Raw genomic sequence first — 12338 nt, forward strand, 5'->3', positions numbered from 1 at the left:
GGCCGGGCGGCCCGCACCGCGACCTAGCGTGTGCCCACTCCGACCAGGATGATCACCAGTGCCGACACCACGGCGCTGACCAGCATCACGACCAGCAGGGCCCCGCAGCCGATGCCGACGATCTTGCCCCAGGGCGTGGCCTTCTCCGTGGGCTGCCCGTACGTGTAGGCGCCGTAGCCCGCCGACGGGGTCCCCTGCCCGTACCCGGGCCCCTGGGCGTAGCGCGGCGGCTGGCCGTACACACCGCCCGGCTGCGCGTACTCCCCGCCCGGCTGCCCGTGGCCGGGCGGCTGCGTCCAGCCGGACTGGGGCCCCGTCTGCTGCCCCGTCTGCCATCCCGGCTGCGGACCGGTCTGGCCGGATCCGCTCCACGGCTGCCCGATGGGCGGGACCGTGCCCGCTCCGGAGCCCGGGCCCGCGCCCGGTTCGTCGGCCTCGCCGTAGCCCGGCGCGTACCCGGCGTGCTCGAACCCCGCCTGGGACGAGCCGCTGGGCCCCTCGGAGTACTCGCCCGTGATCGGTTCGGGCGGGGCCCCCGTGGGGTGCTCGCCCGGCGCGAAGCCCTGGGGACGCTCGTGCGGAGGCTCTCCCGGCGGCGGGGGGCCGCCCCGGGACGGGTCTCCGGGGTCCCCGGGGCGCCACTCCTCGGGCGGCCGGTGGTTCACCGGGTCCGGGGACGCCCCGAACCGCTCCTCAGGTCTGTGGTCGGGCTCTCGATCGGTCACTGGGACCACCCCTCACGTCCGGCTGCTGCGCCCACCCGGGCCGGTGGGCCCAGGGCGTGGACGGACGCCTGCGGCGCGGTTGCTCTTCTCGCGACGGGCGGCATCCACCGAACACGCCCTAGTTGGACGGTAACCGCGTGAGGAGAAGTCACACGGCAGTTCCCGGGGCGTTTCCGGTAAAGCTCCGGCAGAGTGTCGCGCGAGCGGTTCCGGCCGGTGGGCTCAGGCCGTCGGCTCCGACCGCCGCCGGGCCGCCACGACCCGCGCGGCCAGAACGAACACCGGGACGGTGAACAGGGCCGCGAAGAGGTTGAGCCCGCCGAAGCCGGTCTGGGCCAGCACCACACCCGAGAGGGCGCCGGCCGAGGCGCCGCCGAGGTTCATCAGCAGGTCGCTGACGCCCTGGACCCGGGGACGCACCTCCGCCGCCAGCGACTCGGCCAGCAGCGCGGTCCCCGACACCAGGCCGAAGGACCAGCCCAGGCCGAGCAGGACCAGGCCGACGGCCACCAGCACCTCGTCGTCCCCGGCCGTCCCGGACACGGCCACCGACACCAGCAGCACCGCCTGTCCGGACAGCAGAACGGGCAGTCGGCCGAAGCGGTCGGTGAGCCAGCCGACCACCGGCGACAGCGCGTACATGCCCGCGATGTGCAGGGAGATGGTCAGTCCGATCACGGACAGGGCGGCCCCGTGGTGCGACAGGTGCACGGGGGTCATCGTCATGACCCCGACCATGACCGTGTGGCTGGCGACGATGCCCACGACCGCCAGCAGCGCGGCGGGGGTGCGGCCGATCACGGCCAACGCGCCGGACACCGACAGCGCGGGCCCGCCGGCGGTGTCGGGCGTCCCGGCCGCCCGGGAGGCCGCGTCGGCCGCCGCGGTGGCGGTCTTCAGCGGATCCGGGCGCAGGAGCACCACGGTGAGCACGGCGCCGAGGACGAACCCGGCGGTGGTGAACAGCGCCGGCCCCAGCAGCGCGGGCAGGCCCAGCGACTGCGCCACGCGCCCGCTGGGACCGATGAGGTTGGGTCCCACCACGGCGCCGACCGTGGTCGCCCAGACCACGATCGAGAGGTCGCGCCCCCGGCTGCGCTCGGAGGACAGGTCGGCGGCGGCGTGGCGGGCCTGGAGGTTGGTGGCGGTGCCGGCGCCCACCAGCACCATGCCCGCCAGGAACAGCACGAACGAGCCGAGGACGGTGGCGCCGATGACGACCGTCCCGCCCACACCGCCCAGGGCCCAGCCCAGGGCCAGTCCCGGGCGGCGGCCGTGGCGGGCGGCCAGCGACGCCAGGGGGAGGGCGAACACGGCGGCGCCCAGGGTGATCATGGTCGTGGCCATCCCGGCCCAGGCCTCGGACCCGGTCAGGTCCTGGGCGATGAGCGCGCCCACGGCGAGCATCGCGCCCATGCCGATCCCACCGACGACCTGGGTGAGGCTGAGCGAGACGACGGTGCGCCGTTGCAGACGGGCTCGGCGGTCCTCGGTCAGACTCCCGGGGGCGGTTTCAGTGGACACGAGGACGGCCTTCCGATTCGTCGGTTATGGGACGAATCGTAGTCCTTCGTCAGCGGCGGCCGTAGCGCCACCTCAGATAACCGTGCTCGCGCTCGACCTGGCGCATGTGGCTGTAGAGGTGGTGGGGGTCCTCGGCGCTGACGACCACGCCGCCGTGGGGGATCACCGGCCAGCAGGCGTACGCCCAGAACCGGCGGGTGTACCCGCCCCAGAGGACGACCCAGGCGCCCTGCTTCTGCCACTCGATGTGTTCGGCGACCCGGCGCCGCTCCTCGTCCCGTGTGTCCATGCCTCCTCAGGACATACCCGGTACCGGGTTCCCCCAGCAGGCCGGAACCGGCCAGCCAACGGGGGTGGCGGCCGTGCCCGCACGCCGGTGCGGGCACGGCCGGGGATCAGCGCCCGGAGACGAGCGTGCTGCCCGGGACCGGCTCCGCGGGGTCGTTGCCCAGCGCGACCACCCGGTTGTCGGCGTCCACGTGCACGATGTGCTGGACGTGTTCGGCGCGCTCGGCCTCGGACACCTGGGCGTAGGAGATGATGATGACCAGGTCGCCGGGGCTGACCAGGCGCGCGGCCGCGCCGTTGATCCCGATGACGCCGGTGCCGCGCTCGCCCGTGATGGCGTAGGTGACGAGCCGGCTGCCGTTGTCGATGTCGACGATGTGGACCTGCTCACCGTCGACGATGTCGGCGGCGTCCATCAGGTCGGCGTCGATGGTGACCGATCCGACGTAGTGCAGATCGGCCTGCGTGACCGTGGCACGGTGGATCTTGCCGTTGATAAGGGTGCGCAGCACTGATCGAGCCTCGTTTCCGGTGCGTGGTGACGACTACAGGCCCCGTCCGGGGTCCCGTGCGTCACCCATGATGGCCTCTCCCCCGGTCCGCTTCGACCAGTGGGTCCCGCTAAGGGCGCAACATCCCGCCCGCCCCCTCTGTTCCGCCCCCACGGAAGGGGGCGCGGAAGGTCCTCAACCGGTTCCTCGCGGGGTGGGGGGCCGCCCGCGAAGGCGCCGCCGACCGTGGGAGTGCGGTCGGCGGCGCCTGAGGGACCTGCCCCGCTCAGACGGCGAGGGCGCCCAGGAAGGACTCCACCTCCGCGCGGCGCGGCGGGTCGGCGCCCTCGGTCGTGCAGGCCAGGGCCGCGGTGGCCGCGGCGAAGGCCAGGGCGTCGCGGGCCGAGGCCGGGTCCACCGCGGCCGGTCCCCGGGCCAGCACACCCCGTTCGGACAGCCGGGCCAGGACGGCGGCGCCGAAGGCGTCCCCCGCGCCCACGGTGTCGCGCACACCGACGCGCACGCCCGGCACCTCCACCCGGTCGCCCCAGTGGGACGACAGCGCCACCGCGCCCTCGCTCCCCCTGGTGAGCAGGAGCAGGTCCAGCTCGTGGCGGACCACCCACCGCTCGGCGACCAGCAGCGGGTCGCGGCCCGGTTCGAGCACCTCGATGTCCTCCTCGCTGACCTTGACCACGTGCGCGACCTCCATCCACTCCGCGGCCTGGCGGGCGGCCTCGGACCGCGGCACCCCCGCCGCCGGGCGGGCGTTGACGTCGAAGAACACCGTCGTGCGGTGCCGGTGAGCGCGGGCCCACGCGCGCAGCCGTCCCGCGCCGGGTTCGAGCACGGCCGCGAGCGAGCCCACGTGCACGGCCTCGGTGCCCGCGCCCAGCTCCGGCAGCTCCTCCGGCCGCCACTGCCAGTCGGCCGTGCCCTGGAGGTAGAAGCCGTAGTCCGCACCGCCCGCGGCGTCCAGGGCCAGGACCGCCAGCGTGGTCGGCTCGCTCGCCGCCACCGCCAGCCCCAGGTCGACGCCGCGCTCGGTGAGGTGGGCGCGGATCTGGCGGCCGAAGGCGTCGCCCGACAGCCGGCACAGCAGCGCCGAGTCCGCGCCCAGGCGGGCCAGGGCGACGGCCGCGTTGGCCGGACCGCCTCCCGGCACCGCCCGCCACTGCCCCGGCCCGGGCCGGGGCACCAGGTCGACGAGCGCCTCACCGCACACCACGATCACGACGCGGCTCCGGGGGCCAGGGCGCTCTCGGGCAGCTCCGCCGGGTCCAGGGCCCCGGTCATCACGGCGACCGCGTCGGACATGCCGCACCCCGCCGGGTCGAGCGTGGCCACCCGGCGGCCCAGCCGCTGGACGTGCACCCGGTCGGCGATCTCGAACACGTGCGGCATGTTGTGGCTGATGAGGATGACCGGCAGCCCGCTGTCTCGCACCCGCAGGATGAGGTCGAGCACCGCACGCGACTCCCGCACGCCCAGCGCGGCCGTCGGTTCGTCCATGATGACGACCTTGTTGCCGAAGGCCGCGGCCCGCGCCACCGCGACCGCCTGCCGCTGCCCGCCCGAGAGGGTCTCCACCGCCTGGTTGGGGTTCTGGATGGTCTTGATCCCGAGCTCGTCGAGGTGGCGGGCCGCCTCCGCCCGCATCCGGGGCCGGTCCAGCATGCGCAGCACCGATCCCAGCACGCCCGGCCGGCGCAGCTCCCGGCCCAGGAACAGGTTGGTCGCGATGTCCAGCGACGGAGAGACCGCCAGGCTCTGGTGCACCGTCTCGATGCCCGCGTCGCGCGCGGCGATCGGCGTGGGCAGCCGCACCGGGCGCCCGTCCACGAGGATCTCCCCCGCGTCGGGCACGATCGCCCCGGACAGGGCCTTGATGAGGCTGGACTTGCCCGCACCGTTGTCACCGATGACGGCGAGGATCTCGCCCGGGTACAGCTCCAGGTCGGCTCCGTCCAGGGCGGTCACGCTGCCGTAGCGCTTGACCAGGCCGCGCGCGGCCAGGACCGGTTCGACGAAGGAGTCCGCGGCACTGGTGCCGGCGGTGCCGGTGGTGGTCTGGTTCATCGTCGGGCCTTCCTGATCCACTGGTCGAGGGACACCGCGAGGATCACCAGGACGCCCACGGCGAAGTTCTGCCACAGCACGTCCACTCCGGCCAGGGACAGCCCGTTGCGGCACACGCCCACGATGAGCGCGCCCATGACGGTGCCGATGATCAGACCCCGGCCGCCGAAGAGACTGGTGCCGCCGAGCACGACGGCGGTGATGCTGTCGAGGTTGTCCATGACGCCCGCCTGCGGGCTGGCCGAGGCGATCCGGCCGATGAGGATCCACGCCCCGACCGCGTAGACCAGGCCCGCCACCGCGTAGACGCTCAGCAGGATCCGGTCGACCCGGACGCCGGCCAGGCGGGCGGCCTCCCGGTCGTCACCGGTGGCGTACACGTGGCGTCCCCACCGGGTGCGGTGCAGTGCGTAGGCGAGCAGCGCGCAGATGACCAGCATGAGCAGTGATCCGTAGGTCAGGCGCATACCGCCGACGGTGACGACCTGCCCGGTCCACAGCAGCACCTGGGACATGTCCGTGCCGCGCACGGTCTCACTGCGCGAGAACCACAGGTTGAGCGCGAAGAAGATGTTGAGCGAGCCCAGGGTGACGATGAACGGCGGCAGCTTGACCCGGGTCACCAGAAGGCCGTTGAAGAGTCCGCACGCCATGCCGCAGGCCAGTCCCACCAGCAGCGCGAGCGGTCCCGGCACCCCGAAGTCGGCGGACAGGCGCCCCATGACGATGGAGCACAGCACCATGATCGAGCCGACCGACAGGTCGATGCCCATGGTCAGGATGATGAGGGTCTGGCCGAGGGCGAGCGTGCCGATCACCGCGGTCTGCTGCAGGATCAGCGAGATGTTGGCCGGAGCCAGGAAGTTCGGCGCGATCACCGAGAACGCCACGATGGTGAGCAGCAGGACGCCCGCGGGCCCCAGGGTGGCCTGGGCGTGCAGGAGCCGTTGTGCCCGGTCCACCAGGGTGGGCGGTCTGACGTCCTCGGTCAGGACGGTCGGTGGCGGCTGCGGATCGGAGGTCGGTACCCGCGAGGTGTTCGATGTGGTCACGGTGGTTCAGCGCTTCCTTCGTCTCGTCCGTGTCGTCGCGTGCGTGGGCACGGGTCAGCCCCAGCAGTTCTCCAGGCCCCAGGCGCTGTCCTGGCTCTCCACGCCGTCCACCGGCTCGTCGGTGATCAGCTCGACCCCGGTGTCGACGAAGTCCAGGCCCTCGCTCGGTTCGGGGGTCCGTCCCGAGGCGGCGTACTCGACGACGGCGTCCACGCCCTGCGCGGCCATGTCGAGGGGGAACTGCATGGAGGTGGCGCCCAGCAGGCCGCCCTCCACGTTCTCCACGCCCGGGCAGCCGCCGTCCACCGACACGATGACGACGTCCTCGGCCACGCCCGCGGCGTTGAGCGCCTCGTAGGCGCCGGCCGCGGCCGGCTCGTTGATCGTGTAGACGAGGTTGATGTCGGGGTCGCGCTGCAGGAGGTTCTCCATCGCGGTGCGCCCGCCCTCCTCGGCGCCCTCGGTCACGTCGTGGCCGACGATGCGGTCGTCGTCCTCGTCGCCGATCTGGCCCGGGTCGGCGATGTCCACGCCCAGGCCCTGGAGGAAGCCCTGGTCGCGGGCCACGTCGACCGCGATCTGGTTGGGGTTGAGGTCGAGCATGGCCACGCGCGGCTCGACGCCCTCGGCCTCGAAGCGGGCGGCGGCCCACTGGCCGATGTACTCGCCGGCCAGGAAGTTGTCGGTGGCGAAGGTCGCGTCGACCGCGTCCTCGGGCTCGGTCGGGGTGTCCAGCGCGATGACCATGATCCCCGCGGCGCGGGCCTGGTCCAGCGCGGGCACGATCGCCTCGGAGTCGTTGGGGGTGACCAGGATGCCGTCGGCGCCCGCGGCGATGAGGTTCTCCACCGCCTGGACCTGGGACTCGTTGTCACCGTCGTAGTCGCCGGAGAAGGACTGCAGCGTCACGCCGTGCTCGTCGGCGGCCGCCTCCGCGCCCTCCTTCATCTTGACGAAGAACGGGTTGGTCTCGGTCTTGGTGATGAGTCCGACCAGGACCTCGCCGTCGTCGGCCCCGGCGTCGGAACAGGCCGCGAGTGAGAGCGCGAGCCCGGTTCCCGCGGCGGCGGCCAGTGCCCGGCGGGTCCACGGTGCATGCGTCATAGGGGGACTCCTTCATCGGCGTCCCGCTGCCGGCGGGACGAGGGGGGTGAGGCGTGCCTCGTGACGACAGTCACCGAGACAACGATGTCCCGCCAGCTTCTTCGAGACGTCCCAGATCTGTCAACCCCTGCAATCCAACGAGTTCAGCGAGTCGAAGAAGTCCGCGAGCACCCGTTGACAACGTTGACTCACCACAGGCAGGGTGATCCACATCACCGACCCCCGGCCGCCCACCGACACCCCTCGAAAGCGCCCCGTGGACGAGTCAGCGCCGACTCCCCCGGCCACGCCGGGGCGCGGTTCGCGGTGGGCACGACGCACCGGGGATCGAGATCGGAGATCCCTCATGCACCGACGACCACTCCCCGACTTCCGACGCGGGTCCCGGCGCCCGGCCCGGCGCCCGGCCCCGCCCACCGCACGGGCCGCCACGATCGCCCTGGTCACCGGCGCCGCCCTGACCCTCACCGGCGCGGCCTCCCCCGCGGCCGCCCCGGTGGCCGGGCCCACCGCCACCGGGACCGACCATCCGCACCGGCCCCGGATCCACTTCACTCCGGCACAGAACTGGATGAACGACCCCAACGGGCTCATCCACCACGACGGCGTCTACCACCTGTACTTCCAGTACAACCCGGAGGGCGACCGCTGGGGCAACATGTCCTGGGGGCACGCCACCAGCACCGACCTGATGACCTGGCAGGAGCAGCCACTGGCCCTGCCCCACACCGACGACGAGCACGTCTTCTCCGGCGGCGTCGTCTTCGACGAGCACAACACCAGCGGCCTGGGCACCGCCGCCGACCCGCCCCTGGTCGCGCTGTACACGAGCGCCTACACCGACTCCTCGGAGCGGCCCGGCGTCCAGGCCCAGTCCCTGGCCTACAGCCTCGACGGCGGCCACTCCTGGGAGCGGTACGAGGGCAACCCCGTGCTGGACATCGGGTCGGGCGAGTTCCGCGACCCCAAGGTGTTCTGGTACGAGGAGGGCGGCTACTGGGTGATGTCCACCGTCGTGGCCACCGAGCGCAAGGTGCTCTTCCACCGCTCGGACGACCTGGTCGAGTGGGAGTTCCTCAGCGACTTCGGCCCCGCCCACGCCGACGGCGGCGTCTGGGAGGTTCCCGACCTGTTCGAGCTGCCCGTCGACGGCGACCCCGACGACACCCGCTGGGTCCTCATCGTCAACCTCAACCCCGGCTCCGTCGCCGGCGGCTCGGGCGCCCAGTACTTCGTCGGCGACTTCGACGGCACCGCGTTCACCCCCGAACACCTGGTGGACTCGGGCCCGCCCGACGGTGAGGTCTTCGCCGACTTCGAGAACGGCTACGGCGACTGGGAGGTCGTCAACGACCTGGACGGCCGCGGCGGCGACGGCCCCTTCGGTACCGCCCCCGCCGCGGGCACCCTGCCCGGCCAGCACCCCGTGGTCGGCCACGAGGGCGAGCACCTGCTCAACGGCTTCGTCGACGGCGACGCCCCGCGCGGGCACGCCACCTCACCCGAGTTCACCATCGACCGCGACTTCGTGAACCTGCTCGTGGGCGGCGGCCACCACCCCAGGACCGGCGAGGGCGGCCACGCCTCGGTCGACCTGGTCGTGGACGGCGAGGTCGTGCGCACGGCCACCGGTCACGACAGCGAGAGCCTGGACTGGGTCTCCTGGGATGTCGCCGACCTCGCCGGCCGGACCGCCCGGCTGCGCGTGGAGGACGACGCCACCGGCGGATGGGGGCACGTCCTGCTCGACCACGTGATGTTCTCCGACCGCCCCGTGCCCGGCCTGGCCGACTACGACTGGCTCGACTGGGGCCGCGACCACTACGCCGCGGTCTCCTACAACGACACCCCCGACGGCGCCCGCGTCACCATGGCGTGGATGAACAACTGGCAGTACGCCGAGGACACCCCCACCTCCCCCTGGCGCGGCGCCATGGCCCTGCCGCGACAGCTGGAACTCGCGACCGTCGACGGCCGGCCCCGGCTCATCCAGAACCCCGTGGACCAACTGGAGTCGGTCTACGGCGACCCCGTCTACGAGCGCCACCGCGCCCCGGTGCGCGCACGCGGGCTCGACCTGCCGCCCGCCGAGCCCGGTCAGGCCTACCAGGTCGAACTGACCCTGCGGCCCGGCCGGTCCGAGGAGATCGGCCTGCGCGTGCACGAGGGCGCCGACCAGGCCACCGTCATCGGCTACGACACCGCCGCCGGGGAGCTGTTCCTGGACCGCTCCGACTCCGGCGACACCGGCTTCCACGACGCCTTCCCGAGCCGCAGCGCCGTCCCGCTGCCCCTGGACGACGGGAGGCTGCGCCTGCGCGTGGTCGTGGACACCTCCTCGGTGGAGGTGTTCGCCGCCGACGGGCGGGCCACGCTGACCGGCCTCGTCTTCCCCGACCCCGACGCCACCGGGATCTCCGTCCACACCGACGGTGGCTGCGGCACGGTCGAGGACGTCACCGTCCGTCCGCTGGGCCCCGATCCCGGCGGTGCGGCAGAATGAGTCCGTCCCCCCGCGCACCCGGGCGGCGATGAGCCCCGGGGCGGCACCGCGAACGTGCCGCCCCGGCCCACACGTTCCGGGCGCGCTGCCACGCGGAGAGTAGATGCAGGTGTCGGTGAACCAGAGTGACAGGGACCAGCGGACCACGCCCGGAGAACCGGTGCGCCGGGCGACCATGCGCGACGTCGCGGCGCTGTCCGGGGTGAGCATCAAGACGGTCTCGCGCGTCATCAACGGCGTCTCCACCGTCTCCGAAGACCTGCGCGACCGCGTCACCCGCGCCATCACCCAGCTCGACTTCCAGCCCAACCTCGCGGCCTCCAGCCTGCGCCGCACCGACGGAGCGACGCGGCAGATCGCCCTGCTGCTGGAGGACGTGGCCAACCCCTTCTCCGCCACCCTGAGCCGGGCGGTGGAGAACGTGGCCCGAGAGCACGGCACCCTGGTCTTCGCGGGCAGCCTGGACGAGGAGCCCCAGCGTGAGCTGGAACTGGTGCGCGCCGCCACCCTGCACCGGGTCGACGGGATCATCATCGTCCCGGCCGCGCCCGACCACGGCTACCTGCACCGCGAGATCCGCACCGGCACGCCGGTGGTGTTCGTGGACCGGCCCCCGCGCGGTCTGGCGGCGGACGCCGTGCTGGCCACCAACACCGAGGGCGCCCGCGAGGCGGTCCTGCACCTGGCCGACCAGGGGCACACCGAGATCGCCTTCCTGGGCGACGAAGCCTCCATCACCACCGTCGGCGAGCGCCTGACGGGCTTTCGCCGGGCCCTGGCCGAGCGCGGCCTGCCCGAGCGCCCCGGACGGGTGGCCCTGGACCTGCCCGACCCCGCCACCGCGGCCCGGGCACTGGCCGCCATGCTCGACTCCGAGCACCCGCCCACGGCCCTGTTCACCGCCCAGAACCTCGTGACCATCGGCGCCATCCAGACCCTCCAGGAGAGGGGGCTGCACCAGGACGTGGCCGTGGTCGGCTTCGACGACTTCCCCATGGCCGACCTCCTGGCGCCCCGTGTGACCGTGGTCGCCCAGGACGTGATGCGCATCGGCACGAGGGCCGTCCAGCGCCTCTTCGAGCGCATCGCCGGTGACGACGGGGCGCCCAGGGAGGAGCGGATCCCGACCTCGCTGATCGTCCGCGGCTCCGGAGAGATCCCGCCGCCCGCCCGCTGAGGACGTCCCACCCGGCGCACGGCCCGCGGCCCGGACGCGGTCTCCCCCGATGCGCGCCGGGGGCCCGGGGCGTCTGCCGCCCCGGGCCGAGGACGGCCTAGGCCGTGTTTTTTGCAGCATTCCGGGCTCGCGGCCGCCAGGCCCGCCTCTCGCGGCGCCTCTGTGCTCGTGAAGTACAACCAGGCTGAACTTCGCACATCGTCTTGCGAGAGACGACCTGACGACCGCGAGCTCATCCGAAAGCCTTCAGAAAAACACGGCCTAGTGTTCTGATTGGTTAGTTCGCTTTGATGCGTTGGCAGTACGAGGCGAGGGATTCGAGGATCTCCTCGGCTGTCTTGGTCCACACATAGGGTCGGGGATTCTCGTTCCAGGACGCGGCCCAGGCGCGGATGTCCTTCTCCAGGGCCTGGACGCTGCGGTGGGTGCCGCGGCGGATCAGCCGGTTGGTGATCTCGGCGAACCAGCGCTCGACCAGGTTCAGCCAGGAGGAACCGGTCGGGATGAAGTGCAGGTGGAACCGGGGATGGCGGACCAGCCACCGCTGGACCTCGGCCGTCTTGTGGGTGGCGTAGTTGTCCAGGATCAGGTGCACCTGCAGGTCCGCGGGGACCTCGCGGTCGATCTTGGCCAGGAACTTCTTGAACTCGATGGCGCGGTGGCGGCGGTGGATCGAAGTGATCACCTGGCCCGTGGCGGTGTCCAGTGCGGCGAACAGGCTGGTCACTCCCGCCCTGACGTAGTCGTGCGTGGCCCGCTCGGGAGTGCCCGGCATCATCGGCAGCACCGGCTGGGTGCGGTTGAGCGCCTGGATCTGGGACTTCTCGTCCACGCACAGCGCCACCGCCCGCTCGGGCGGGTCGAGGTAGAGGCCCACCACGTCGCGGACCTTGTCGATGAAGAACGGGTCGGTGGAGATCTTGAACGACTCCTGCCGGTGGGGCTGCAGGCCGAAGGCGTTCCAGATGCGCCATACCGCGTTCTGGGTCATGCCGGTGTGCTCGGCCATGGAGCGCGTGGACCAGTGGGTGTCAGGGGCGGGTGTGCTCTCCAGGGTCGCGGCCACCACCGCCTCGACCTGGGCGTCGGTGATCGTGCGCGGCCGGCCGGGCCGGGGTTCGTCGGTCAGGCCGTCCAAGCGGTGCGCGATGAAGCGCTGGCGCCACTTGGTCACCGTGGGCGCCGGCACTCCTACCTCGCGGCGGACCTGGGCGTTGGACAGGCCTTCGGCGCAGGCGAGCACGATCCGCGCCCGCAGGGCCAGGTCCTGTGCGGTCTTGCGTCGTCTGATCCACCGCTGGAGCTCGGCGCGTTCTTCATCGCCCAGCTCCAGCGGCGGCAGCTTCGGTCCAGGAGCACTCATCCTGCAACCATAAACGAAATAACCAATCAGGA

At 72.7% G+C, this 12338-nt stretch carries 11 protein-coding genes; 2 read left to right on the forward strand and 9 right to left on the reverse strand.

The window, feature by feature from the left end; genetic code table 11:
• Positions 1-23: 23 nt before the first annotated feature.
• The 8 genes from DFP74_RS33645 to DFP74_RS25925 form a co-directional block, all read right to left on the reverse strand.
• Positions 24-725, reverse strand: coding sequence for a hypothetical protein (locus DFP74_RS33645; protein WP_158613061.1), 702 nt, complete (start codon positions 723-725; stop codon positions 24-26).
• Between the two features lie 222 nt (positions 726-947).
• Entirely contained in the window at positions 948-2249 is a 1302-nt protein-coding gene (locus tag DFP74_RS25895) for an MFS transporter (protein ID WP_121185589.1), read from the reverse strand.
• 49 nt (positions 2250-2298) lie between these two features.
• Positions 2299-2538 (reverse strand): hypothetical protein, encoded by a 240-nt coding sequence (locus DFP74_RS25900; RefSeq protein ID WP_121185591.1) that lies wholly within the window; start codon positions 2536-2538, stop codon positions 2299-2301.
• A 106-nt stretch (positions 2539-2644) separates the two neighbouring features.
• Entirely contained in the window at positions 2645-3049 is a 405-nt protein-coding gene (gene panD, locus DFP74_RS25905) for an aspartate 1-decarboxylase (protein WP_121185593.1), read from the reverse strand.
• A gap of 265 nt (positions 3050-3314) precedes the next feature.
• Positions 3315-4262: a carbohydrate kinase gene (locus DFP74_RS25910; protein ID WP_121185595.1), complete on the reverse strand. Its 948-nt coding sequence runs from the start codon at positions 4260-4262 to the stop codon at positions 3315-3317.
• The gene (locus tag DFP74_RS25915) at positions 4259-5107 is read right to left on the reverse strand and encodes an ATP-binding cassette domain-containing protein (RefSeq protein ID WP_121185597.1); all 849 of its coding nucleotides are present in this window, start codon (positions 5105-5107) and stop codon (positions 4259-4261) included. Before DFP74_RS25915 ends, DFP74_RS25910 begins: the two co-directional genes overlap by 4 nt.
• The gene (locus tag DFP74_RS25920; RefSeq protein ID WP_121185599.1) at positions 5104-6159 is read right to left on the reverse strand and encodes an ABC transporter permease; all 1056 of its coding nucleotides are present in this window, start codon (positions 6157-6159) and stop codon (positions 5104-5106) included. Before DFP74_RS25920 ends, DFP74_RS25915 begins: the two co-directional genes overlap by 4 nt.
• Before the next feature lie 54 nt (positions 6160-6213).
• A complete protein-coding gene (locus DFP74_RS25925; RefSeq protein WP_121185601.1) occupies positions 6214-7263 on the reverse strand; it encodes a sugar ABC transporter substrate-binding protein in 1050 nt (349 codons plus the stop codon).
• Positions 7264-7609: 346 nt separating this feature from the next.
• Here DFP74_RS25925 and DFP74_RS25930 point away from each other — a divergent pair, with 346 nt between their 5' ends.
• Together DFP74_RS25930 and DFP74_RS25935 are read left to right on the forward strand one after the other, a co-directional pair.
• Positions 7610-9766 carry a glycoside hydrolase family 32 protein gene (locus DFP74_RS25930; RefSeq protein ID WP_121185603.1) on the forward strand — a complete coding sequence of 719 codons (2157 nt, stop codon included), beginning with the start codon at positions 7610-7612 and terminating at the stop codon, positions 9764-9766.
• Between the two features lie 103 nt (positions 9767-9869).
• Complete coding sequence (locus tag DFP74_RS25935) at positions 9870-10943, forward strand: LacI family DNA-binding transcriptional regulator (RefSeq protein ID WP_121185605.1); 1074 nt, start codon at positions 9870-9872, stop codon at positions 10941-10943.
• A 277-nt stretch (positions 10944-11220) separates the two neighbouring features.
• Here DFP74_RS25935 and DFP74_RS25940 read toward each other — a convergent pair whose 3' ends face one another.
• The gene (locus DFP74_RS25940) at positions 11221-12306 is read right to left on the reverse strand and encodes an IS630 family transposase (protein WP_121185607.1); all 1086 of its coding nucleotides are present in this window, start codon (positions 12304-12306) and stop codon (positions 11221-11223) included.
• Between the last annotated feature and the right edge of the window lie 32 nt (positions 12307-12338).

This window comes from Nocardiopsis sp. Huas11 (genome assembly GCF_003634495.1).
Lineage (GTDB): Bacteria > Actinomycetota > Actinomycetes > Streptosporangiales > Streptosporangiaceae > Nocardiopsis.